This window comes from Pedobacter heparinus, from assembly GCF_032678725.1.
In the GTDB taxonomy this organism is placed as follows: Bacteria; Bacteroidota; Bacteroidia; order Sphingobacteriales; family Sphingobacteriaceae; genus Pedobacter; species Pedobacter heparinus_A.
Window position 1 is genome coordinate 90,471 of record NZ_JAVTSC010000004.1, and the last position, 25,348, is coordinate 115,818.

At 40.8% G+C, this 25,348-nt stretch carries 22 protein-coding genes and 1 tRNA gene; 15 read left to right on the plus strand and 8 right to left on the minus strand.

What is annotated here, in order from left to right; genetic code table 11:
• Positions 1-30: 30 nt before the first annotated feature.
• The 3 genes from R2Q85_RS07790 to R2Q85_RS07800 all read right to left on the minus strand — a co-directional run bounded on the left by R2Q85_RS07790 (position 31) and on the right by R2Q85_RS07800 (position 2,920).
• The gene (locus tag R2Q85_RS07790; protein ID WP_316811201.1) at positions 31-2,076 is read right to left on the minus strand and encodes a M13 family metallopeptidase; all 2,046 of its coding nucleotides are present in this window, start codon (positions 2,074-2,076) and stop codon (positions 31-33) included.
• A gap of 128 nt (positions 2,077-2,204) precedes the next feature.
• Positions 2,205-2,666, minus strand: a complete 462-nt coding sequence (locus R2Q85_RS07795; protein WP_316811202.1) for a GyrI-like domain-containing protein — start codon at positions 2,664-2,666, stop codon at positions 2,205-2,207.
• Positions 2,667-2,737: 71 nt separating this feature from the next.
• Complete coding sequence (locus R2Q85_RS07800; RefSeq protein ID WP_316811203.1) at positions 2,738-2,920, minus strand: hypothetical protein; 183 nt, start codon at positions 2,918-2,920, stop codon at positions 2,738-2,740.
• Positions 2,921-3,135: 215 nt separating this feature from the next.
• Here R2Q85_RS07800 and R2Q85_RS07805 point away from each other — a divergent pair, with 215 nt between their 5' ends.
• From R2Q85_RS07805 to R2Q85_RS07830, 6 genes are all read left to right on the plus strand, one after another.
• The gene (locus R2Q85_RS07805; protein ID WP_316811204.1) at positions 3,136-4,254 is read left to right on the plus strand and encodes a metallophosphoesterase family protein; all 1,119 of its coding nucleotides are present in this window, start codon (positions 3,136-3,138) and stop codon (positions 4,252-4,254) included.
• Between the two features lie 69 nt (positions 4,255-4,323).
• The gene (locus R2Q85_RS07810; protein WP_316811205.1) at positions 4,324-4,932 is read left to right on the plus strand and encodes an RNA polymerase sigma-70 factor; all 609 of its coding nucleotides are present in this window, start codon (positions 4,324-4,326) and stop codon (positions 4,930-4,932) included.
• A 67-nt stretch (positions 4,933-4,999) separates the two neighbouring features.
• The gene (locus tag R2Q85_RS07815) at positions 5,000-5,992 is read left to right on the plus strand and encodes a FecR family protein (RefSeq protein WP_316811206.1); all 993 of its coding nucleotides are present in this window, start codon (positions 5,000-5,002) and stop codon (positions 5,990-5,992) included.
• A 182-nt stretch (positions 5,993-6,174) separates the two neighbouring features.
• The gene (locus R2Q85_RS07820) at positions 6,175-8,820 is read left to right on the plus strand and encodes a TonB-dependent receptor (RefSeq protein ID WP_316811207.1); all 2,646 of its coding nucleotides are present in this window, start codon (positions 6,175-6,177) and stop codon (positions 8,818-8,820) included.
• Positions 8,821-8,824: 4 nt separating this feature from the next.
• The gene (locus R2Q85_RS07825; protein ID WP_316811208.1) at positions 8,825-9,622 is read left to right on the plus strand and encodes a DUF4249 domain-containing protein; all 798 of its coding nucleotides are present in this window, start codon (positions 8,825-8,827) and stop codon (positions 9,620-9,622) included.
• A gap of 11 nt (positions 9,623-9,633) precedes the next feature.
• Positions 9,634-10,536: a sterol desaturase family protein gene (locus R2Q85_RS07830; RefSeq protein ID WP_316811209.1), complete on the plus strand. Its 903-nt coding sequence runs from the start codon at positions 9,634-9,636 to the stop codon at positions 10,534-10,536.
• Between the two features lie 7 nt (positions 10,537-10,543).
• On the opposite strand, the gene R2Q85_RS07835 is transcribed toward R2Q85_RS07830, so the two are convergent.
• Positions 10,544-11,443 carry a pirin family protein gene (locus tag R2Q85_RS07835; RefSeq protein WP_316811210.1) on the minus strand — a complete coding sequence of 300 codons (900 nt, stop codon included), beginning with the start codon at positions 11,441-11,443 and terminating at the stop codon, positions 10,544-10,546.
• Positions 11,444-11,664: 221 nt separating this feature from the next.
• Between R2Q85_RS07835 and R2Q85_RS07840 the strand changes: the two genes are divergently transcribed.
• Both R2Q85_RS07840 and R2Q85_RS07845 read left to right on the plus strand, forming a co-directional pair.
• Positions 11,665-12,237 carry a lycopene cyclase domain-containing protein gene (locus tag R2Q85_RS07840; RefSeq protein WP_316811211.1) on the plus strand — a complete coding sequence of 191 codons (573 nt, stop codon included), beginning with the start codon at positions 11,665-11,667 and terminating at the stop codon, positions 12,235-12,237.
• Positions 12,230-12,469, plus strand: coding sequence for a cytochrome b5 domain-containing protein (locus R2Q85_RS07845; RefSeq protein WP_316811212.1), 240 nt, complete (start codon positions 12,230-12,232; stop codon positions 12,467-12,469). Before R2Q85_RS07840 ends, R2Q85_RS07845 begins: the two co-directional genes overlap by 8 nt.
• A 51-nt stretch (positions 12,470-12,520) precedes the next feature.
• On the opposite strand, the gene R2Q85_RS07850 is transcribed toward R2Q85_RS07845, so the two are convergent.
• Complete coding sequence (locus R2Q85_RS07850; RefSeq protein WP_316811213.1) at positions 12,521-13,441, minus strand: PfkB family carbohydrate kinase; 921 nt, start codon at positions 13,439-13,441, stop codon at positions 12,521-12,523.
• Positions 13,442-13,582: 141 nt separating this feature from the next.
• Between R2Q85_RS07850 and R2Q85_RS07855 the strand changes: the two genes are divergently transcribed.
• Positions 13,583-13,656 (plus strand) — tRNA-Asn (locus tag R2Q85_RS07855).
• Positions 13,657-13,939: 283 nt separating this feature from the next.
• Here R2Q85_RS07855 and R2Q85_RS07860 read toward each other — a convergent pair.
• Both R2Q85_RS07860 and murB read right to left on the minus strand, forming a co-directional pair.
• Positions 13,940-14,470 (minus strand): RNA polymerase sigma factor, encoded by a 531-nt coding sequence (locus R2Q85_RS07860; protein ID WP_316811214.1) that lies wholly within the window; start codon positions 14,468-14,470, stop codon positions 13,940-13,942.
• Positions 14,471-14,648: 178 nt separating this feature from the next.
• The gene (gene murB / locus R2Q85_RS07865; RefSeq protein ID WP_316811215.1) at positions 14,649-15,665 is read right to left on the minus strand and encodes a UDP-N-acetylmuramate dehydrogenase; all 1,017 of its coding nucleotides are present in this window, start codon (positions 15,663-15,665) and stop codon (positions 14,649-14,651) included.
• 299 nt (positions 15,666-15,964) lie between these two features.
• On the opposite strand from murB, the gene R2Q85_RS07870 reads away from it, so the two are divergent.
• The 6 genes from R2Q85_RS07870 (at position 15,965) to R2Q85_RS07895 (ending at position 23,847) form a co-directional block, all read left to right on the plus strand.
• Positions 15,965-16,573 (plus strand): TetR/AcrR family transcriptional regulator, encoded by a 609-nt coding sequence (locus R2Q85_RS07870; RefSeq protein WP_316811216.1) that lies wholly within the window; start codon positions 15,965-15,967, stop codon positions 16,571-16,573.
• Between the two features lie 116 nt (positions 16,574-16,689).
• The gene (locus R2Q85_RS07875; RefSeq protein ID WP_316811217.1) at positions 16,690-17,295 is read left to right on the plus strand and encodes a TetR/AcrR family transcriptional regulator; all 606 of its coding nucleotides are present in this window, start codon (positions 16,690-16,692) and stop codon (positions 17,293-17,295) included.
• A gap of 13 nt (positions 17,296-17,308) precedes the next feature.
• On the plus strand, positions 17,309-18,649 hold the full coding sequence (locus tag R2Q85_RS07880; protein WP_316811218.1) for a TolC family protein: 1,341 nt from the start codon (positions 17,309-17,311) through the stop codon (positions 18,647-18,649).
• Positions 18,649-19,716, plus strand: coding sequence for an efflux RND transporter periplasmic adaptor subunit (locus R2Q85_RS07885; RefSeq protein WP_316811219.1), 1,068 nt, complete (start codon positions 18,649-18,651; stop codon positions 19,714-19,716). Before R2Q85_RS07880 ends, R2Q85_RS07885 begins: the two co-directional genes overlap by 1 nt.
• A 6-nt stretch (positions 19,717-19,722) precedes the next feature.
• Positions 19,723-22,938, plus strand: a complete 3,216-nt coding sequence (locus R2Q85_RS07890) for an efflux RND transporter permease subunit (RefSeq protein ID WP_316811220.1) — start codon at positions 19,723-19,725, stop codon at positions 22,936-22,938.
• A 93-nt stretch (positions 22,939-23,031) separates the two neighbouring features.
• On the plus strand, positions 23,032-23,847 hold the full coding sequence (locus tag R2Q85_RS07895) for a hypothetical protein (protein ID WP_316811221.1): 816 nt from the start codon (positions 23,032-23,034) through the stop codon (positions 23,845-23,847).
• 40 nt (positions 23,848-23,887) lie between these two features.
• Here the strand turns inward: R2Q85_RS07895 and lpdA are convergent, their stop codons facing one another.
• The gene (lpdA, locus tag R2Q85_RS07900) at positions 23,888-25,291 is read right to left on the minus strand and encodes a dihydrolipoyl dehydrogenase (RefSeq protein WP_316811222.1); all 1,404 of its coding nucleotides are present in this window, start codon (positions 25,289-25,291) and stop codon (positions 23,888-23,890) included.
• Positions 25,292-25,348 lie beyond the last annotated feature (57 nt).

The window sequence follows — 25,348 nt, forward strand, 5'->3', positions numbered from 1 at the left end:
CTGTTCATCAATGATGAACAGGCCTTTGCTTTACCAGATCTTTACTCTTTTCTCAGGAGCAAGGTATAAGGAATCAGTTGGCTTTACATGGAAGGCGGTATAAAACTCAGGGATATTCCTCACCACACCATTTACCCGGAACTTAGCCGGAGCATGTGGATCTGTTCCCACCTGAGTTCTTAAGGCCTCTTCTGTAGCTTTATTTAGCCAGGCTTGCCCCCAGCCAATAAACACCCTTTGTTCGCCTGAAAAACCGTCCATCACAGGTGCTGGCTTTCCGTTTAAGCTGGCCTTATAAGCCTTTAATGCAATACTTAAACCGCCCAGGTCCCCAATGTTTTCGCCAAGAGTAAAATCCCCATTCACATGGAGGTCAGGAAATACCTTAAACGCATTGTATTGTGCAACCAATGCATTGGTCCTTTTTTTAAATTCTTCCTTGTCTTTCTTGGTCCACCAGTTGCGCATCACCCCGTCGCCATCGAAAGTGCTGCCCTGGTCATCAAAGCCATGACCAACCTCATGTCCGATCACCGCACCGATACCGCCATAATTTACGGCATCATCTGCGTTTCTGTCAAAGAAAGGGGGCTGTAAAATTGCTGCAGGAAATACAATCTCGTTCATAGGTGGATTGTAATAAGCATTCACTGTTTGCGGGTTCATCCCCCACTCGGTGCGATCTACCGGCTTACCCAGCTTATTGATGGTCCTGTTGTACTCAAACTCAGTAGCCCGTACATTATTGCCATAAAGATCTCCCCTGCTTACCTTTAAAGCACTGTAATCTCTCCATTTATCAGGGTAGCCTATTTTAGGCGTAAACTTGCTGATCTTTATCAGGGCTTGCTTTTTAGTTTCCGGGCTCATCCAGTCCAGCTCTTGAATACTCACTTCGTAAGCTTTTAAAAGGTTGGCTACCAATTTCACCATGCGTTCTTTGGCTGCTGCAGGAAAATGTTTTTCAACATATAATTTGCCCACCATTTCGCCCAGATTGTCGTTCACTACATCAACCGCACGCCGCCATTGTGGTTTTTGTTCTTTGATACCCCGCAGGGTTTTTCCATAAAAATTAAAGTTTTCCTGATCCAGTGCCGTATTTAATGTACTTGCAGAAGCGGTAATGACGCCCCATTTCAGATAGGTTTTCCAGGTATCCAGAGGTGTATTTTTCAGGATAGCACTCAGCTCTTTGGTATAGGCTACCTGCGTAACCACCAAACTGTCCACACCTTTGATACCACCCGCACTCAGCAGCATATTCCAGTCAAAATCCGGCAATAGTTTATTCAGGTCTTTTACTGCATATTTATTGTACAAAGCCGCGATGTTCCGGGTATCTTCCTTTTTCATCTGTTTGGCAGCCAGCAATGTCTCCAAAGCCATGATCTGGCTGGCTTTAGCCTTTGCATCTGCTATGCCTGCAATCTTCAGCATGTTTTCTACATGCAACAGGTATTGATCACGAATCTCTGCTGATTTCGCATCCTTAAGCAAATAATAATCGCGGTCTGGTAAGCCCAGTCCACCCTGCCAGCTGTATAGCATATATTTTTTCGGATCTTTAAAATCCTCCATCACGCCCAGGCTAAAAGGGATCTTAAAATCCAATTTATTGGCATAAGCAAAATAACCTGCAAGATCATTATTTGTGCCCAGCGCATCAATCTTCTTAAATTCGGCAGCAAGCGGGCTCAGGCCAATCGAATCGCGCACTTTCATATTCAGGTAAGACTCGTAAAAATCTCCTATCTTTTGCGCTTCTGAACCCTCCTTAGCCTTAATCTTGGCTGCAGTTTCTATGATGGCCTTCACATCATCCTGGGCTTTATCGTTTATAATGGCCATCGCGCCAAAGGAAGCTTTATCTGAAGGAATTTTGGTGTTTTTCATCCAGGCACCATTCACATAGGCCGTAAAATTATTGCCGGGAGCTACTGTCGTATCCATATTTTTAAGGACAACCCCCGAATAAAGGTCAGCAGTTTTAATGCCCGGACCGTTACATGCTGCCATCGTAAGTACAGTTCCGGCAACTACAGCAAGACCTGCAGATTTATTCAATTTTATCATAAATTAAATGAGTTAGTATATTCAAACTTAGTAAAAGATATTTAACGATTGCTATTTAAAGCCCTGCGGAATAATATTTTTACAATTTGAACAACCGGCTGTGGTTACGGGAACTGTTTACGGTGGGCCTAAGCTGTAACGGACAGGTAAATGTCAACTTCGGCATTTTCCGGGTTTAGCGCTTGCTCTCCGTAAACCTCAAAATCAGCAGTATATGCCCTTGGGATGTCAGCATTCCAAATCTCCAGCCAGGCATCAAACACAAGCCCTTTTAACAAATTGCCTTTTACTGTAAGCTTCTGATAAGTTCCGCCTTCAATGAGCAGGCCGGATAACCCTTCCGGAATATGGTCCAGGTTCTCTACCCGGTAGCCGATCAAGGTGGTATACGGCTGGGCATGGTCGCCATCATAAGCCGTATAAATGCTATACACATCATGACTGACCAGTCCGGGTAGCTGCGCAGCAATATTGGACGAATGGAATTTGTTCCAGAGTTCAGGGATGTCTTTTTCCGCATGGCCGGCAGCATTGCTGGTTCTGACCGTGATTCCTATTACTGAAAACGACGGGATGATTTGATTTTCCATTTTTTATCTTTTTGTTGGAACAAAGGTAAAAGGAGCTGATGACAACCCTATGTCAGGCCGCTAAAAGTTTTTTAGCGTTTTACTGCGGTGCTGCCGGTATCGACATTTACCGTATCTGCTTTAACTGTATCAGTTTTAGCAACTGACGTGTTAGCGGCGGTCTGTTCAGCAGCAGGAGCCCTCAGCTGCATTTTAGTGTTATCACAAGCGCTGAGTATCAGTAACGCAGCAGCCATAAAGAGGAAACGTTTCATAAAGATATTTATAAAATTCAGTTTCAAAATTAGAGAATAAAATTTTCTAATTATTACAATGCCAATCGAATATATCACTTATTACAAAAGGATTACAGTTGACTTTAAAACCGGAATAGTTAGTAATTATCAATTACTTAACAATACCTTAATACCAGTACGGCTTTACCTTAATACCAGTACTTTAATTTTATTGTAATCACAAGCATATGGTTATGATCAGTACAAAAGTTTTATACAGCGCTGTTTTAAAAACAGAGCGCATTGATGACGCTCATAAGTTCCAGTCTTTACCACAACCCTCCGGCAGTTATCCATACCGGTTAAACGTTGGAAATTGTGGTAAAAATGAAAAACTCATTTTTCATATGGTTGGTGATACCGGAGGACTGGACATCCCTGGTTATAAACAAGAGGTTGTGGGTCAAATGACTGCTCAATACCTGGATTCAGCCTCAAACGAGCAACCTGCTTTTTTATATCATCTGGGAGATATTGTATACCATTATGGCGAAGCAGCACAATATGACGGCCAGTTCTTGACACCCTTTGAGCAATACCCTGCCCCCATTTATGCAATTGCCGGAAATCATGACAGTGATATCAATCCTGAAAGTGAGGAGCCTTATGAAAGCCTGGAAGCTTTTTATACCACATTCTGCAATACCTGTCCGAAAACAATCTACTTTGGAAAGCATGCAAAACGCAAAAGCCAGGTGCAGCCTCATGTTTACTGGACGATGGAAGCACCCCTGGCGACCATAATAGGACTTTACACCAATGTACCCAAATATGGTTGTATAAAAAAAGAGCAGGAAAACTGGTTCATTAAAGAGCTTCAAAACGCAGCGAAATACAGTTCAGAAAAGGCAATTATCGTATGCCTGCATCATGCGCCTTACTCCGCCGATTTCAACCATGGCTCGAGCCTTAATATGATTGAGTTCCTCGAATCCGCTTTTGAAGCAGCGGGCGTAAAACCAGACGTTGTTTTTAGTGGTCATGTACACAACTACCAAAGGTTTAACAAGCAATATCCAGATGGAAAAACAGTTCCTTTTATAGTTGCAGGAGCCGGAGGCTTCGAAGAATTACATACATTGGCCGATCCTTCGGATCCCGCTTACTGCACACAGAGCCCCGTGCTCGACCAGGTACAGCTGGACAACTATTGCGACAATAAACATGGTTTTTTAAAGGTTTCCATTGAGAAAACTCCATTCAATTTTACGATTAAAGGAGAATACTATACTGTTGCCAATAAAGACAATCGTATGATCAACAAAACAGCAGCTTTATTTGACAGTTTTAGCATAGACCTTACCGGCAGGTAAGCCATCGGATATTACCCCGGATTTTTTTGTGTTGAAAAATTTATTTAACATTGGGCGCAATAGATTTTCATGCATACAGATCAACCGGATACCACTGAACACAATGAACTGCTGATCAAACTGAGGAAGGGCGACCAGCTGGCATTTGCAGAGATTTACAACCTGTACAGGGGAAAGATGTATACTTATGCCTGTAATTTATGCAAGTCAACGGAAACTGCAGAAGAAATTGTCCAGGAAGTATTCATCAGGATCTGGCAGAAAAAAGAACAGATCAATACCGAAATGAATTTTGCTGCATACCTTAAAAAGGTCACATTGAACCATGTACTCAATCACCTGAAGAAAGTGGCACGTGACCGCCGGCTTCAGGAAGAACTGTTCATTTACATAGATGCCATCCGCAATACAACAGAGGATAATTTACTGGAAAAAGAGCTGCTGAAAACGCATGACCAGGCCATCGCACTTCTACCTCCCCAAAAGAAACTGATCTATCAGATGAGCCGCAATGAAGAGATGACACATGAACAGATTGCGGAAAAGCTGAACATTTCAAAGAACACCGTAAAAAACCATATAGTTGAAGCGACAAAGTTTATCCGCAGCTATGTAAGTAAACATGGAAGTATCATTTGCTTTATTGTGGCTTCTTCAAATTATTTTCGGCCCAACTAGTCCCCCCTGCTTTTTCAATTGTATAGTAATAAACGGACGGCACAGGCATGTCCGGCTTAATGATTAAATGGTGAAAGAAAAAGAGCAATTTAAATACCTGTATGACCAATATCTGCATAACCGATGCAGCGCAGACGAACTTACACAGTTCTTCAGCCTGTTAAATGGACATCAGGATAAAGAAGAAATCATGGCTTTATTGTCTGATACCTGGGATCAGACAGCAGCACTCCCTGAAAAGGGATTAATACCGCCATTCCTGCAACAGGAGGCAAAACAAATAAAGCTGGATGTAAACCAAAATAAATACTATGGTTTAAAGAAATGGATTGGAGCAGCAGCATTACTGATTGCATTAACAGGAATATACTTTTACCAGTCAAATATCGCCCGTCTTTTTAACCCTGCGGCAAAACACCTGCTTGCGCGTGCAACTACCGAACGGAAAAAGCTGCAGCTTTCAGATGGCACAAAAGTTTGGCTTAGCCCAAATAGCACACTCAGCTATCCTGCACAATTTGACGATAACAAGCGCCTGGTAACACTTGATGGTGAAGCTTTTTTTGAAGTAACACATGATGCTGACCATCCATTTATTATAAAGAGCGAGGAAGTAAGTACAACCGTACTGGGCACTAGTTTTAATGTCACAGCATACACAAAACAACACACCATAAATGTAACCCTGGTTACCGGTAAGGTAGCCGTTGCCTTAAATGGCAACAACCATACCAGGCGTGATACCATAACAGCTAATCAGCGCCTTATCATTGACAAGGCTGCTTTGCGCATCACCAAGGTAAACTATCCGGATGCGGCAGCTTTCCTTAATAAGCGGTTAGGCTTATATGATTATAAGGGAGCTGCACTTCAGGAAGTAATTAAAGATCTGGAAAACCAATACAACATTCGTATCGGGCTTGATGCCGATTTATATGCAAGAACCTTTTACGGAGGTTTGAACATGACCGATCCGCTAAATGACACTTTAGATAAACTATGTACCGTAATGGAAACTAAATGGGAGAAAGATGGAGGGAAGTATGTTATTATAAAATAAATGCCCGGCAATGTAATTACACAACCAGGCAAGTATCCAATTAATTTAAATGCCCAAGCCTTGAGAACTAAAGGGCAATTCAATCAATCCAATGATAAAGTTATGAAACCTGGATAAAATCTTGCTGTAAAGCAGAAAATATTTAATCCCGGTCTTGTAATAGGAACACACAAAACAATTATATGAAACTTAATGGATCGGTCAGGTTCCTGACCCTTATTGCCATCGTATTGCTGTTGTTGCTAATTGCACAAACCCAAACACATGCGCAGGAACAGCTCAGCAAAAAAATCACCATAAACCTAAAAAATGAATCACTAAAAACTGCTTTAGACAAGATGAGTGGTATCAGTGGGATTAAATTCACTTACAACGAACAGGTGGCTGTGAGTAAAATAAGGATCAGTGTCACCGCAAATGACAAGCCTGTCTCGACAGTTTTGAATACGGCTTTTACCGGGCATCCGCTCCAGTTCAGTGCCCTCGGGAAAGAAATATTTATACGCTTAGACTCCTCAAAAGAAAAAAAGCAGGAAGCCGGTCCGGCGGCCAATCCGGTACAAAGTCAAGAAAAGCACACTATAAGTGGTACTATTAAATCTGCCAGCACTGGTGAAACATTAATAGCGGCGACTATTCGTGCAGCAGACACCAAATATGCTACATCAAGTAATGAATATGGATTTTTCTCGCTTACCCTTCCTCAGGGCAATTACACCATTAATGTAAATGCAATAGGTTCCAGAACTTACAGAACAACGGTTGACCTGCAAAAAAACATCAACTTAAATGTGGCTATGGAAGATGACTTAAACGAATTAGAAACGGTAACGATTACAACAATTGCGACTAAAAGGAATATAGACAACCCGCAAATGGGCATGGAACGACTGAGTGTCAGCGAGACCAAAAATGTTCCGGTGTTGCTTGGTGAACGCGATGTGATCAAAACCTTACAGTTGCTACCGGGGGTCAAAACCTCGGGAGAAGGAAGTGGAGGTTTCTTTGTACGTGGTGGCAGTGCCGATCAGAATATGATTCTTTTAGATGAAGCCCCGGTTTACAATGCATCACACCTGTTGGGATTCTTTTCCACCTTTAATTCAGATGCCATTAAAAATGTAACGCTTTATAAAAGTGGTATGCCGGCACAATATGGAGGCGGGCTGTCCTCGGTGCTGGATGTAAAGATGAATGATGGCAATAATCAAAAATATGGCGTAAGCGGTGGCGTGGGCTTAATTGCTGCCCGGATCAATGTTGAAGGACCAATTCAGAAAGAGAAGTCATCCTTCCTCATCTCGGCCAGAAGAACCTATGCAGATATGTTTTTAAAGCTATCCAGCGACTCTGACGCCAGGGATGCAAAACTCTATTTCTATGATGTCAATTTAAAAGCCAACTATATCCTGGGTGATAAAGACCGCTTATTTGTATCAGGCTACTTTGGCAAGGATGTTTTAGGGTCCGATAACCTGATAGGCATAAATTGGGGAAATGCAGCATCAACATTGCGATGGAATCATGTATTCAACAATAAATTATTTTCCAATACTTCCATTATTTTCAGCAACTACAACTATAAGATTCAATCCACAACTGACGAAAATTCATTGAGCTTATTCTCTCAGATCAGAGATTGGAATTTTAAAGAAGATTTACAATGGTATGCAAATGAAAAGAATACCCTGAGCTTTGGGTTAAACTCCATTTACCATACCATCAAACCTGGTGAAGTACAAGCCACCGGCAACTCAGGCCTGATTTCTCAAGACCTGCAAAACCGGTATTCATTGGAGAATGCTGTTTATGCCAGCAATACCTGGAAAGTGGGTAACGCACTCAGCTTTACTTATGGATTCAGGATTTCAGCATTCAGTATACTTGGAAAAGGCGATTACTACACTGTAGATGATGCTGGTGCGGTAACAGGATCTGTCAGTTACAAAAAGGGAGAGCTTGTAAAAACTTACCTGAATTTTGAACCAAGGATCGCAGCTGCATTACAATTAAATGAGTCAACAGCACTTAAGGCCTCTTACGTTAGAAATGCACAAAACCTACACCTGATCTCCAATTCAAACGCTTCCTCTCCAACAGACAGGTGGGTAGCAAGTACCAATATCATTAAACCTGAATTAAGTGACCAGGTATCATTAGGTTATTACAAAAACATAGGCAATGACAATTATGAACTAACAGTAGAGACTTATTACAAAACACTTCAAAATCAGATCGACTACAGAAACGGGGCAGACATTTACACCAATCAGCCCATAGAAACACAGTTATTGTACGGAAGAGGAAGAGCATACGGAGCTGAATTTTTATTAAAAAAGAAGAACGGAAAATTAACTGGCTGGTTTGCCTATACCATTTCTAAATCAGAAAGACAGATTGACGGCATCAACGATAACAACTGGTATAATGCCAGGCAGGACAGAACTCATGACCTCTCTTTGGTGAGCATGTATCAGCTCAGCAAAAAATGGTCGTTATCTGCCAACTGGGTTTTTTCTACAGGAAACGCGGTCACCTTCCCTACCGGAAAATACAAACTGCTTGGGCATAGTTATTTCAACTTTTCAGACCGGAATGCAGACAGAATGCCGAGTTACCACCGGCTTGATCTGGGCGCTACAAAACTGCTCAAACAAACAAAGAAATTCTCATCAGAACTGAATTTCAGCTTGTACAATGCTTATGGCAGAGAGAATGCCTATCGCATCACTTTTAGAGATAAAGAATCAGATCCCGACAGAACTGAGGCAGTAAGAACAACCTTGTTCAGGTTCGTTCCGTCAATTTCGTATAATTTTAAATTTTAGTCTTATGAAAACAATACTTCGTTTTATATTTTTACTCTTCATATCGATTCAATGGTCATGCGAAAAGGCGATAGACCTTAAGCTCAAAGACAACGTACTTAAATACGTAATAGAGGGTACCATAACCAATGAACCTGGTTCTTGCAAGGTATACATTAGTGAAACCAAAGAATTTGGTGATGACAATCGGTTTAATGGAATTAGCGGTGCAATTGTAAAAATTGAAAACAAAGGAACAAGCATTGTGTTAACAGAAACAGAGAAAGGCATTTATGAATCGGCAGCAGTAGCCGGCGTACCCGGCGAAACCTATAGCCTGACCGTGAATATCAAAGACCTGGTATTTAAAGCAAGCAGCACGATGCCGCAGCTCGTTCCTTTTTTAGATTTCACACTTAAACCCACTGATTTTGATACCACAAGAGTAACACCAATGGTAAAATTTAAAGATCCTGCGGAAACTAAAAACTTTTATTGGTTTCAGCAGTTTGTCAATGACAAGATACAGAAACAGTATAAAGTAATAAATGATGAATTTACTACCGGGCAGGAAGTTAATGACTACCTGGTATTTGAAAATGATACAAAAAACAAGGCGCTGAATTTTAAAAAAGGTGACAAACTTACTGCGGAAATGCATGGTGTAGATGCTGGTGTATACGCCTATCTGTTTAGCTTAATTAATGCCAACGGATCAGACAACGGCGCAGCCCCCAGTAATCCACTGAGCAACATTAGTGGCGAGGTCCTTGGTTTTTTTAGTGCACATACCGTACAACGAAAAACAATAACAATACCCTGATAAAAAACAAAATGACTGAATTTGATAAAAGTATAACTGTTGTTACTTTATTCGGCTTTGTCACTTTACTCAGTCTGGTTGAGATGTATTTTAGTTACGCCCATGACAGGAAGCACTATCAGGGGCGTGACACCTTAACCAATATATACCTTATGGCAGTTGCATTTGTAGTTAATGTAACAACAAAAGCTGGTACTTTTATGCTGCTTGAGTATGTTTACAGATACCACAGGGTTTTTCAAATCACAAACATTTACCTGTACTGGCTTGTACTGATCCTGGCACAGGACTTTCTGTATTGGGTATTGCATTACACCGGCCACTATGTGCGGTTCTTTTGGGCCATGCATGTGACTCACCATTCTTCCGAATACTTTAACCTGACCACCGGCTTCCGTTCTACCGTGTTCGAACCACTTTACAGAGTTTTTTTCTATCTTCCGCTTGCCTTAATGGGTTTTAGCGCATTTGATATCCTGTTTGCTTACCTCATTACCCAGATTTACGGCAACCTGGTCCATACCCAAACTATCGGCAAGCTTCACCCATTATTTGAATATATTTTTGTAACCCCCGCTCACCATCGCGTTCACCATGCAAGTAATTTGCGCTACCTGGATAAAAATATGGGCATGGTGCTGATCTTATGGGACAGGTTATTTGGCACATTTCAGGAAGAGGTTCCGGAGGAAGAAATTATTTATGGCTTAACCAAACAGCCGGAAGATACAGGTGCGGTGAATATCATTTTTCATGAATTCAGGGCCTTACTGGCCGATGTCAGAAAAGCACCTGGGTTTAAGAATAAGGTGAAATATTTTATTTATCCACCAGGATGGAGCCATGACGGCAGCACGAAAACTGCAAAAGTATTGCAGCAGGAACTCATCAGGCGGGAATTAACTTCATCATAGCTCTTTATCAGGGCTGATGTGGCTTTATATTTCCACTCTGTGGCGGTAAAGGTACAAAATCAGTTTCCCCGGGTACTGGAATAAACGATTGTTCCAGCCACATTGTCTTTGCTTCTTCAATTCTTTCGGCTGTAGAGGCCACGAAGTTCCAGTAAATGATCCGTCCTTCGGCAAAGGGTTCGCCTCCAAAAATATAAATGGTGGTGTTTTCCTGCATGTTAAATTCACAAAGCTTACTGTCCTTTGCAACCAGTAATTGTTTAGGTCCGAACGTATTGCCCTCGCTTTCTATGGCTCCTTCCAGAATATACAAGGCACTCTCTCCAAACAGGTCTTTGCCTGTTTTTATCGTTTGCGGGCTTGTGGTTTTCAGCTCAAGAAAATAAAGCGGGCTATACACCGGCACTTCTGATTTTCGCCCGAAAACTTCTCCGGCAATCAATTTAAAGTGAACGCCCTGCTCCGTCCATTCTGGCAGCCCCTTCCCTTCCACATGAAAAAATTCAGGTTCCATTTTTTCCAGGTGTTTGGGCAGTGCCACCCAGATCTGTAAACCATGCATCATTTTATCCGAATCACGCAGGTATTGCGGCGTTCTTTCAGAGTGGACAATCCCTTTGCCGGCAGTCATCCAGTTTACCTGTCCGGGTTTGATTTCTACTGCTGTACCCAAACTATCCCTGTGCATAATGCTTCCTTCAAAAAGGTAGGTAAGCGTAGACAATCCAATATGCGGATGTGGAGGTACATCCACATTTTCCCGGTCACTCATACAAACCGGTCCCATATGGTCGATAAAAGCAAAAGGGCCTACCATTCTTTTCTCGCGAAAAGGCAGTAACCTGCCCACCATAAAGCTACCTATGCTGGCCGGGCGTTCTTCAATAATCAGATTGATATTTGACATATATTTATTGTGATTAACTGATAGTACTAATATACACAAAAAGAAAAACTTTGGCTTCGAAGTACCTTTCCTGCACAACGCGTGCAGATCGCTTCGGAAAAAGACACCCAATCTCCGAAGCGATCTGCACGCAATCTGCTGCTATCCTGCTTTCAGTCCAACAGAAGCTCCTAAGAAATGTACTAAAATGCATACTTTTGGAGCTGACCTTATCATTTTACATGAACAACATAAAAGCTGCACTATTATCAATACTTATCACCGGAATATTCTTTTCTTCACTCAGCTTTCTTTTTGCCAGCCTTGGAATCCTGGTTGTTCAGCATATGGTCCTGGCCGGACTTAGCACGCCTATCCTATCCGCGACAGGCTTAGCTGTATACCTGTTTTTAAACTCCAGGTTTTCGGATAACCGTCCCGACAGGTTCAGTTTGTCATTCAGCAATCTGGTACTCGGCATCTGTGTAGCCATGTTGTTTTTTGGCTACCTGAAATGGTTCACCGTAATTACATTTTTTGTGCTATTTGCCTTACTGCTTTACATAGAATACAGGAATAAATTAAGGTTTATGTATTACTTCTACCGGGCCTGGGCAGCCATGCTCATTCCTTTTTACCTGGTCAGCTTAATTGTCAAAAGCCAGCAGGCACTTACATTTAATGAAAATGCTTCGTTGAAATTAAGCCTGCTTCAGCTGCCGATTGAGGCTTATTCCTGTTTTATGGGAATGCTGTTGATGACTGTGTACCTTTTTGAGCTTTTTAGACACAAAATGACCAGAACAAATGGATAACCTGCCTGTATATACGAAACAACAACTGGCCTTACGTAACGGACAGGACAAACCACAAATATGGGTGGCTTATAAAGGAATGATCTATGATGTCACGGAAAGCAGGTTATGGCGCAACGGCAAACATTATGAGCATTGGGCCGGGCAGGATTTAACTGATGAGCTGCCTGATGCTCCGCATACGGAAACGGTATTTGAGAAATTTACGGCAATAGGAAAATTGGCTGTATAAAAAATGGCGATTCGTTGCTGAATCGCCATTTATACATTTAAGAAAGCTTCATTAAGCTTCGATGGTAAATGCGCTCAGGCTTACAAACTCCTGAACACGGTCTGCAACCTCTTTCTCTGTGAGGTTCAGAATTTTTTCCGTGCCGAATTTCTCTACACAGAATGAAGCCAATGCCGAACCAAAAATGATTGCATTTTTCATATTGTTGAAGTTTACAGTACCAACTTTGGCCATATAACCGATAAAGCCACCCGCAAAAGTATCTCCCGCCCCTGTTGGATCGAAAACCTCTGCTAAAGGAAGTGCCGGCGCAGAGAAGATCTTATCTTCATGGAATAGCAATGCCCCATGTTCTCCTTTTTTAATGATCAGGTATTTAGGTCCCATCGTTAAAATCTTCTTTGCAGCTTTCACTAAAGAATATTCGCCTGAAAGCTGGCGTGCCTCGGCATCGTTAATGGTCAATACGTCCACCATTTTAATGGTTTCCAGTAAATCTGACATCATAATGTCCATCCAGAAGTTCATCGTATCCAATACGATCAGCTTAGGCCTGTTTTTAAGGCGCTTGATCACGGTTTGCTGTACGATTGGCGTCAAGTTACCCAGCATCAAAAATTCGCAGTCCTGGTAGTTTTCCGGAATAATCGGATCAAAGTCGGCCAATACATTCAGTTCAGTTACCAAAGTATCTCTGCTGTTCATGTCATTGTGATACTTACCCGACCAGAAAAATGATTTTTCTCCTGCTTTGATCTGTAACCCTTCTGTGTCAATTCCGTGTTCGGTAAAAGTATTGATGTCATCTTTATGGAAGTCATCACCTACGACCGCTACGATTTTCACTTTATCGTAGAAGTAAGATGCAGCTAAACTGGCGTAAGTAGCAGCACCACCCACTATTTTATCGGTTTTTCCAAAGGGAGTTTCAATAGCATCAAAAGCTACAGTTCCTATGATTATCAGGCTCATATAAGTTTATTAATTTTTTTTTTATTTTTTTTCACTGCAAATATTGCATAAATAATTTAAAAGCCCTAATATTGCATTCCCAAAACGAACGAATGTTTATCTTCTTTAAGGTATCGGAAACACCGTTTTGACAACCAGCACTCCCTCTTAGCTCAGCTGGTTAGAGCATCTGACTGTTAATCAGAGGGTCGCTGGTTCGAGCCCAGCAGAGGGAGCAGTATTAAAAGCCCTACTCACACTGAGTAGGGCTTTTTTATTTCCCTGCATTAAATTCTCAGAGCAGTACCAGTCTTAAGTATTAGGATTAAAAAAGGAGTATCATAGGACTATAGCAGGACTCCGCTAAGACTAAATATCCTTTCATACGCTACCGGAAAGCCACTGACAGGCTCAGCTGGGATTAACCACACGCAAAGGCTTGCCGGAGCTTTGTGCAGGGCAAAAAAAAGCCCGGCTTCTTTTAGAAACCGGGCTCCTCATGGGATGATATGTTGTCTGTTAAACTACCTCTGTTCCCAAAATGTCTTTTGAATAGGTTTTCAGGTATTTTTTAAGGATCTGGCGGGCCACGTGTATCCTTGTTTTCACTGTTCCTATCGGAATTTCAAGCATCTCTGCAATTTCATGGTATTTATATCCTTCAAAATATTTCACAAAAGGCACATAATATTCAGGCTGCAGAGTTGACAATGCTTTATTGATATCCCCTATAATAAATTTACTTTCGCTGGCATTTTTTGTTGCGCTGTAATGTAAATTAGCAGATGAAATGTCATCAGATTTTGTAATCAATGCATTGGTCTTCACCAAACGTCTGTAATTGTTAATGAAGGTGTTCTTCATGATGGTAAATAACCATCCTTTTAAATTGGTCCCTTCTTTAAACTTTCCATAATAGGTAACTGCCTTAAGCATAGTATCTTGTACCAAATCATTTGCATCTTCAATGTCTTTCGTAAAATTTAACGCGAATGACTGCAAAGAAACCGAATGATTGTGAAGCTGTAGGTTGAACTCATTTTTTGTCATAATGTTTAAGTTTTAGGGTTAAAAAAAACGAACAAACAGTTTTTAGAGTGGCGCTCACTGATTTGTTTAATCTTACACACTAAAGCATATACAACATATGTACCAAAAAAGCAAGTTTCTGTGTTAAGAAATTAATTTTTGGATTTAACAATACTCAAATAATGTAAATGGGTCTATATCACAAGATATTTACTTCTCTTTCCAACCTTACGCCAAACTTGGCATATACTGTATTTATAATTTCTTCCGAAAAAGCATACACTTCCTGTCCTGTTGCGGAACCATGATTAACTAAAACCAATGCCTGGTTCTTCCATGTGCCTGTTTGTCCAACTGTCTTCCCTTTAAAGCCGCAAGCTTCAATAAGCCATCCCGCGGCTAATTTAACCTGATCTCCGGGTGCCGGATAATGTACAATATCCGGAAATTTCTCAAACACCGTTTTGAACTGATCCTTATTTATTACCGGGTTTTTAAAAAAACTACCTGCATTTCCAATAGTCGAGGGATCTGGAAGCTTACTGACCCTTATGGCCGAAACTACACTTGAAATATCACTGATGGTTGGATTACTGATATTCCGGCTCAAAAGTTCAGCCTGGATGGCTCCATATTGCGTATGAAGTTCCGCCTGCCGGCTTAACCTAAAACAAACAGAAGTGATGATGTAACGCCCTTTCAGTTCATTTTTAAAAATACTGTCGCGATAGCCAAACCCGCAATCCTCAAAATCAAAGGTTCTTTTTTTGGCTGTTGCGATCTCGAAAGCCGTACAGGAATGAAATACATCTTTCAATTCCACTCCGTAAGCCCCAATGTTCTGTATCGGTGATGCGCCAACCGTCCCGGGGATCAGGCTCAGGTTTTCCACCCCCGCAAACCCCTTACTTACGCAATAATTCACCAGGTCGTTCCATACCACCCCTGCTCCGGCAGTTACCAGTATGTGATCATTGTCAACCCTTGAGGAAATCCCCGGAATACTTATTTTTAAGACCAACCCATCAAAATCTTTAGTAAACAACAAATTACTGCCCCCACCCAGAATCAACAGTGCTTGCTGTCCGGTGAGCCCCTTTTCCAGTAAATCTTTCAAATCAGCCTCACTGAATATTTCGGCAAAATATTTTGAACTGACATGAACACCAAAAGTATTGTAAGGTTTAAGGGATATATTTTCTTGCAGTATTGACATAAACAAGTAAAGGGGATTAGATGTATGGCACAAATGTAATTGTTAGGACTTGTAATAAATATGTTAAAAGCAATATTTAAAAATTTTGCCTATTTTTCATCCGTATATATTTGTTTTTTTAATTGTGATGAAGCTATCATGATTTTTCAAGGACTTTGAAGTTATATTCTGGTGTTCAAGAACTCGAAGGCTCGGTTTTTTAGGCCAGACATTTGCTTCTGAAAATCATGATGGTTTCGGCCAGGTTGTTAAACAAATTAAATAACACGTAAAGCAAGAAGGGGATCAGTAAAATTTGTATGGAAAATCAGGATAAAAAAAGAGTTTTAATTATTGAAGCTGCATTAAAACGATTCGCTCATTATGGATTGTCTAAAACAACCATGACCGAGATCGCAAAAGACATATCGTTTTCAAAAGCATTACTTTATTATTATTTCCCTGATAAACTAAGCCTTTATGTTAGCGCAATAGAACACCTGATGCAGATCATCAGCAGAGACCTGGTTAAATCTATTGACAAAACAAGCAGTTCAACAGAAGGTATATTTAAATTGCTGCAAAAAAGACAGTCTTTTATTCAAAAATACTATAACCTTCTGGAATCTACCCAGATCATCGGAAATGAACTGCCGGATGACCTCTATCAGAAGTTCAGCAAGGCAAGAGCTTTTGAAGCAATTATTATCAGTTCTTTATTTAGCCGTGGCGTCACAAGCGGTGAATTTATAATGGAGGACCCTAAACTGACCACTGAAATATTTCTGGATGCCTTGTCTGGCATACACTTCAATATCATGTCTAAAGACAAAAATATATTTCCCGGAAAAGACCAGTTCAAACAAATTTTCATCAAGGAGAAACTCTTTGCAGAGATCTTTCTACAGGGATTGAGTCCAAAAAACTAATCAAATGGTCATCCGATTGTAAGTTTCGACTGATTTTTAAACGAAAATTCTTAATGCAAGATTATGGCCGTATTTTTGACTACTTAAATAAAAAAGTCAGAAAGTAAAAAAGTAGAATGGTAGAGACAGATAAAAAAAGAGACGCGATTATTGAAGGTGCGATAAAGCGCTTTATACATTATGGGATCAATAAGACCACAATGAATGAAATTGCTGAAGACCTATCGGTATCCAAACCCTCTTTGTATTATTATTTTCCTGATAAAAACAGTTTGGTACTGGGGGTGATCGACAAAATATTCAATGATTATTTTGACCTGGTGGAAAAGGATTTGTCTGCCGACATTCCGTTGAACGAATGTATGGCCGGCTTTATTGAGATCAGGCATCGCTTTTTCCAGAAATATTACATGCTTCATTTATCAGGGGGTAGCCCGGATTCATCCTTGAACTCTGAGGAGTTAAAAACACATTTCATGCGCATGCATGGAAGAAATATACAATTGCATGCAGATATTTTTCAGAGAGCGGTTGACAAGGGCGAAATCTCTCCGATGGAGGTTTATAAAACGGCAGAGCTTTATCTGGACAGCCTGGCGGGCATCACCTCCTTATGTATCCTTCATGGCAATAAGGAACTGTTTCCCAGCAAAAAGGAAATGAAAAATATACTGGACAGGCAATTGAGCTTATCGGGCATATTTATTAAAGGATTAAAATAACAATAGACTATATATGAACACAATAATTAAACAGATAAAAGTGATTCCGGTATTGTTACTGGGCTTATTGTTATCAAATACGGTTAGCGCTCAGCAAACACTGACATTGAAAGAAGCGCTGAATTATGCGGTACAAAACAGTGTAAAAGTACGTAAAGCCAAACTGGATATTGATGGTGGAAGGTATAAAACAGAAGAGATAAGAGCGCAGGCCCTGCCACAAATTACCGGTAATGCAGGTTTAACCTACAATCCTATTATCGGCCAGTTGGTTGCTAATTTCGGAGGCCAGACTCAAAAAATTCAATTGGGCCAAAATTGGAATTCATCTGCGGGAGTTCAACTTTCACAGCAATTATTCAATCAAACAGTCTTTACAGGATTACAAGCTGCAAGATCCAGTGAAGAATATTACAATCTTACTGCTCAATTAACAGAGGAGCAAATTATTGAACTGGTGGCCAACAACTATTATCAGGTATTGGTAAACAGGCAACAATTGAATGTACTGGATACCAATATCAAAAATGTCAGGGCGATTGAGAAAATCATCACTACCCAATATCAGAGCGGTCTGGCAAAAAAAATCGATGTGGACCGGATCAAAGTCAACACTACCAATCTGCAGACACAACGTGAACAAACTTTAAATGCAATTACGCAATTAGAAAACCAGTTAAAATTTTCTATGGGTATGTCGGTAAATACGGAAATCACCCTACCCAAAACAGAGCTTACCGAGGTTACCAGATTGCCGCAGTTCACAGACTCTCTTTCCTTAGCCAACAGAACTGAAATAAAGATTTTGGACACCCAGGACAAACTATACTGGCTACAACGTAAAGCTTATGTATCAGAATACTATCCTTCTTTAGCGTTGACAGGAAACTATACCTATTCCAGTCAAAGTGGTGGATTCGATTTTTTAAGCTCCAGCAGCGCCGCTATCGGTTATGGTGCATCCGCTGTTGGATTAACGTTAAAAGTGCCGATTTTTAATGGCTTTTTAACCCGGTCGAAGATCAGACAGGCTGATGTTGATATCAAAAAAGCGAGAGAAGACAGAAAAGAATCAACAAATGCTTTGAATATGGCGTATGAGAACGCTAAAATTCAATTGCGAAATAGCTTAAGTACAATTACCGCACAGAAGCAAAATGCCGACCTGGCCAATGAAATTTACAAAAGCACGCAAAACAATTACAACAATGGTCTGGCTAATTTAACAGACCTGCTGGATACAGAAAGTTCATTAACTGAGGCGCAAAACAGCTATACCCAGGCATTATTAAACTATAAAATTGCCGAAATACAATTAATCAAATCAAACGGAAATATAAAATCGCTATTATAATGAAAAGAGGAATAATTACAGTCTTGGTAATCATACTTGCCCTGGGAGGAATTGCCCTGGTATTGAGCAACAACAAGAAGAAGAATTCAGCCAAAACTGCTTTTATTGCAGAAGGTGGCGGAGCTGTCGCCGTTCGGGTTGCAACAGTAGAGAAAAAAATAGTTGATCTGGATTTTAGCAGTAACGGAACCTTTGCTCCAAAACAGGAATTAAACTTCCTGTCAGAAAATGCAGGAAGGGTGAGTAAAATTTTTGTTGATGAAGGAGACCGTGTAAGTACCGGCCAGGTCCTGGCCCGCATAGACGCAGAGATTATCAATACAGATAGAGAAACTGCAGAAGCAACTTATCAAAATGCATTAAGAGATGAAGCCAGATATAAAAGTTCTTATGCAACTGGTGGTGTAACCCAACAGCAATTAGATCAGGCAAAATTGGCCACTCAAAATGCAAAACTGCGCCTTCAGGCTTCGCAAAGAAAATTAAGTGATGCGAATATCAAATCTCCGATTAATGGCATCATCAATAAAAGATACATTGAGGTTGGTGCATTTGTGAATACGCAGGGAACCCAGATGTTTGAAATCGTAGACGTTTCTAAATTAAAACTAAGGGTAAACGTCAACGAATCTCAGGTTGCTAACCTTAAGATAGGAGACAAAATAGAAATTAAATCATCTGTTTTTCCAACAGAGAAATTCAATGGCAAAATAACCTTTATTGCAGCAAAGGCAGATGCATCACTAAATTTCCCGATTGAGATTGAAGTAGACAACAATATTAAAAACAGTCTTAGAGCTGGGATGTACGGAACAGCAGTATTCAACTTCCCTAAACAAGCACCTAGTATCTTAGTTCCACGCAGCTCTTTTGTAGGCAGTGTAAGCAGTAATCAGGTATTTGTTTTAGATCAGGCCAACAGCACCGCTAAACTTCGCAAAGTGGTTGCAGGTCGTATTTTAGGAGATGCTGTTGAAATTCTTGAAGGATTAAACGAAGGAGAAACTGTAATTACCAGTGGACAGATCAACCTGGCCGAAGGCACTCCTGTTAGCATTGTAAAATAAAAGAAAATGAAAATAACAGATATATCTATAAAAAGGCCCTCTTTGGTAATTGTGGTATTTACTGCGCTTACTTTACTGGGGCTGTTGAGTTACTTTTCGTTGGGCTATGAGTTATTGCCAAAATTCTCAAACAACGTAGTATCTATTTCTACAATTTACCCAGGGGCATCACCAGCCGAGGTAGAAAATACCGTAACCAAGAAAATTGAAGATGCGGTATCCTCCATGGAAAATATCAAAAAAATAAACGCGGTTTCATTTGAGAGTTTATCAACAGTTACCATTACCTTAACTGATAAGGCTAATATTGATATTTCATTAAATGATGCCCAGCGTAAAGTAAATGCCATCCTTTCAGATTTACCTGAAGATGTGAAAACACCTTCACTGAGTAAATTCTCCTTAGATGATTTACCCGTGATCACCATGTCTGCCTCGGCAAAAATGGATGATGTTACGTTCTATGATTTAATTGATCAACGCATTGCTCCGGTAATTTCAAGGGTTAGTGGTATTGCCCAGGTTAACCTGATTGGCGGTTCAGAAAGAGAAATCCAGGTTTCTTTAGATGCGGACAAATTACAGGGATATAATCTTTCTGTACCCCAGGTACAGCAAATGATCTTAACCTCAAATTTAGATTTCCCTACAGGAAGTGTTAAAACAGAAAATCAGGATGTTTTAATCCGTTTATCTGGTAAATACCGAAACCTGGATGAGTTGAGGAACCTTGTTCTGATCACTTCAACATCGGGCACACAGGTCCGCCTGCGTGATGTTGCCGATGTACAGGATTCTCAGAAAGAAACTGAAAAGCTGGCCCGTATTGATAGAAAGGGTGCAATCGCTATTCAGATCATTAAACAGAGTGATGCAAATGCAGTAGAGGTAAGTAAGGGTGTACATAAGATCATCGAAAAACTTAAGGTAGAATATGCTGCCAATAACCTTGACATCAAAATTGTTAACGATAGTTCTATCTTCACCCTGGAATCTGCTGATGCAGTTATCCATGATTTAATGCTTGCGGTTATATTGGTAGCCTTTGTGATGCTGTTCTTCCTGCATAGTTTAAGAAATGCGTTAATTGTGATGGTATCTATTCCGGCATCATTGATTGCAACATTTATTGGTATCAGCTTATTTGGCTTTACTTTAAACCTGATGTCCTTATTGGGCTTATCGCTCGTGGTTGGTATCCTTGTGGATGATGCGATTGTGGTATTGGAGAATATCCAGCGACACATGGAAATGGGCAAAAATAAGGTTAGAGCTGCATCTGATGCGACAAGGGAAATTGGTTTTACCGTGGTATCTATTACCCTGGTAATTGTGGTGGTATTTTTCCCTATTGCAGTGAGTTCAGGCCTGGTGTCTAACATTCTGCGTCAATTCTGCGTGGTGGTAATTATTGCCACAATGCTTTCCTTACTGGCTTCATTTACCATTGTGCCTCTACTTTTCTCGAGATATGGTAAACTGGAACATATTGAAGGAAAAAACATCTTCGGCCGTTTCATCCTTTGGTTCGAAAAGCAATTAAAAAAATTCACCTTATGGGTTACAAAGATCTTAACCTGGTCGTTAAACCATAAAAGACGTACCATTGCTGCTGTTATAACCCTATTTGTTGCGGCAATGTGGCTGGCTGGAGCTGGCTTTATCGGGTCGGAGTTTTTTCCTAAATCTGACAAGGGCGAGTTTTTAATTCAAATTGAATTGCCGAAAGATGCACCTTTGGAACAAACCAATTTTTACACACAACGGGCTGAAGCTTTCTTAGACAAACAACCGGAAATTATTCAGTTGATTACCACTGTTGGCCAGGCCAGCGGGGATTTTGGTGGAACTCAGGCTACAGCTTATAAATCCGAGATTAACGTAAAACTCGTTGACCGTAAGGAACGTGAAGGTGTTTCATCAGATATTTTTGCAACTAAAATGAGCCGTGCGCTGGCTAAAGAATTAGTAGGTGCAAAAGTTAAAACTGTGCCGATTAGTATTTTGGGTATTGCAGAAAATGCCCCAATACAATTGGTAGTAATGGGTTCTGACCTGGATAGTGCATTAAAATATGCCGAAGGTGCACAAAAAGTTCTGGCAACAGTTCCAGGTGCTACAGAGATTAAATTATCTGTAGAAAAAGGAACTCCTGAGATTAACGTTCAGGTTGACCGCGATAAGATGGCTGCTGTTGGCCTGACTTTGTCAACCGTAGGTTCTACCATGCAAACCGCTTTTGCAGGCAATACTGATGGTAAATATAGAAAAGGTGAGTACGAATATGACATCAATATCCAATACCAGGATTTCAACAGAAAAAATGTGGATGATGTACGGAACCTGATCTTTATCAATGATAAAGGGGCACAGATTAAACTGTCACAATTTGCGACGATTACTGAAGGTTCTGGGCCAAGTCAATTGGAACGTTTAAATAAATCGACTTCAGTATCGGTTAAAGCACAGTCTATCGGCAGACCAACCGGAACCGTAGTTGCTGATTTTCAAAAGAAACTGGAGGACCTGCAAAAAAACGGGAAGTTAAAGGCGCCTGTAGGCGTAAGTTATACCTGGGGAGGGGACCAGGAAAACCAGGCAGAAGGTTTTGGCACTTTAGGTATCGCCCTGATGGCATCGATCATCTTAGTTTACTTAATTATGGTGGCCTTGTATGATAGTTTTGTTTATCCTTTAGTGGTGATGTTCTCTCTGCCATTGGCGTTAATCGGGGCTTTCCTGGCACTTGCCTTAACGAATAACTCTATCGGTATTTTTACCATGTTAGGTTTTATCATGCTAATGGGTCTGGTGGCCAAGAACGCGATTATCCTGGTCGATTTTACCAACCACATGAAAGCAGAAGGAAAATCGACAACTGAAGCATTAATTTTAGCTAACCATGCCCGTTTACGTCCAATTTTAATGACGACCATCGCCATGATTTTTGGTATGTTACCTATCGCCCTGGCGAGCGGTGCGGGTGCCGAGTGGAAAAATGGTCTGGCCTGGGTTATCGTGGGCGGATTAACCAGTTCCTTGTTTTTAACCCTGATTGTGGTACCGGTTGTTTACTTAATTTTCGACATTATGCTAGACAAACTAGGCTTCAACAAAAAAGGTAAAACTATAGACGAATTACTGGCTGAACCCTACGACCATAAAGATGTGCTGGAGTATGATCTTGAGCTGGACCATAAAGAGCAGGTTAGTTTCAAGTAATAAAGAAAAATTAATAAAAAGAGGAACCTTAAAAGTTCCTCTTTTTTGTTTCAAAACTAAACAAATATCAGTTCAAAGCTGTATAATTACAGCATGTTGAGATTCGGCACCTTAATATTACTGACCTGTCTATTGTTCGAAACCAGGGCACAGCACCCCCCTGTATTTGAGGGCATGCGGTCTGATACCACCCGGATTGTGATGAACGACCTTACTGTAAACCTGGTGAGGTATACTTACAGAACTCCAAAAATCCAATTTCTGGCCATACACGATGATGAGGATACCGGTGTAAAAGCCGCGTTTGAGTACATCCGGTTTAGCGGCGGCAGCATTATAGACTGCCAGTATGGTGGGAGCAGGAATTTTAGACTGAGCAACCAGGGCGAAAGGTTTCAGACGGACCCTAACAGCATTTACACTAAAAGTGGCATTCCTATAGGCATTCAAAAATATGGCCCGGTTGATGACGATGTAGTAAAATTGATGGATCGTGCAGCCAAAACCATTCTTAAATTGTACAATCCTGAAAAGCTGGGTTATATTTTAACACTGCACAACAATACAGATGGGGACTTTGGCATTTCCTCCTATCTTAAGGGCTATGAACTGGAAACAACAGCCGATTCTTTACACATTAACTTTAGTATGGATCCTGACGACCTGCTTTTTGTAACCGACCCGAAATTATTTAGCGCATTTAAAAAAGAGAATGTAAACGTTGTTCTGCAATCAGAAAAAGCACCTGATGATGGTTCCTTATCAATTTATGCCATGAAGAACAAGATACCTTACATCAATGTAGAGGTACAACATGGCCATTTTGATGAAAATTTGCGGTTAATTGAAATTGCGATCAAGGTCTTGTTTCGAACGTATCCTGAGTTCAGCCAAAAGGCCGCAGAATAAACTAACTGCGGCCTTTTGGCTGAACGGTATCAGACATGTATTAAATGTGTATGGCCCTGTTTTCAGTAGCTGCCATGGCAGCTTCCTTCATTGCTTCTGTATAAGTAGGGTGCGCATGGCAAATTCTTGCAATATCTTCTGCCGATGCACGGAATTCCATAGCAACAACAGCTTCGGCAATCATGTCTGCAGCACGCGGGCCGATCATGTGCACACCCAGAATCTCATCAGTCTTGGCATCTGCCAGTACTTTTACAAAACCATCCGTATCCATGCTGGCTTTAGCACGTCCACTGGCTTTGAAAGGGAATGAACCTGTTTTATATTGCACACCTTGCTCCTTCAGCTGCTCTTCGGTATACCCTACAGCAGCTACTTCCGGCCAGGTGTAAACCACTCCCGGAATCAGGTTGTAATTGATATGTGGTTTTTGACCTGCAATTCTTTCCGCAACATATACCCCTTCATCTTCAGCTTTGTGGGCAAGCATCGCACCTTTAACCACATCACCAATAGCATATACGCCAGGAACAGTTGTTTCCAGGTGGTCATTTACCGGGATCTTATTTCCTCTTTCTTCCGTTTTTATGCCAATATTTTCTAAGCCAAGGCCTTCGGTATAGGCAGTTCGCCCCACTGCAACAATACAGTAGTCTGCTTCAAATTTCACTTCCTCGCCTTTGGCATTATTTGCTGTAACTGTAACTTTTTTACCCTTGGCGGTAGCTCCGGTAACTTTATGTCCCATAAAGAACTCCATACCCAGCGACTTTTTAAGTACACGCTGTAATTCTTTACCCAGGCCGGCATCCATGGTAGCAATAATGGAAGGCATAAACTCAATTACAGATACCTTTGTACCCAAACGGGCATATACAGACCCAAGTTCCAGGCCAATTACCCCCCCACCAATAACTACCATCTGTTTTGGAACTTCCGTGATATTTAAAGCTTCAGTAGAAGTGATGATGCGTTTCTTATCGATTGGCAAAAAAGGGAGTGCCGTTGGTTTTGAACCTGAAGCGATGATTACGTTTTTTGCAGTTATCGTTTCAGATTTACCATCTTTTGTAATCGTGATGGTGTTTTTATCTACAAAAGAACCCACACCTTCAAATGAATCAATTTTATTTTTTTTAAACAAGTATTGTATGCCTGCAGTATTCTGAGCTACCACATCATTTTTACGCGCAATCATCTGGGGCATATCAACTTTCAGGTCTTTCAGGTTAATGCCATGTGTCTGGAAGGTATGCGCCGCATTATGAAAATGTTCTGACGAATCCAACAGGGCCTTGGAAGGAATACAACCAACATTTAAACAGGTTCCGCCGAAGGTTTTATATTTTTCTATAACTGCTGTTTTTAAGCCTAACTGGGCACATCTGATTGCTCCAACATAACCGCCCGGGCCCGAGCCAATTACAACTACATCGTATTGCATACTAAGGATTTTTTTTGCGTAAAGTTAATAAACCTATCCCGTATTCAACAATCAATT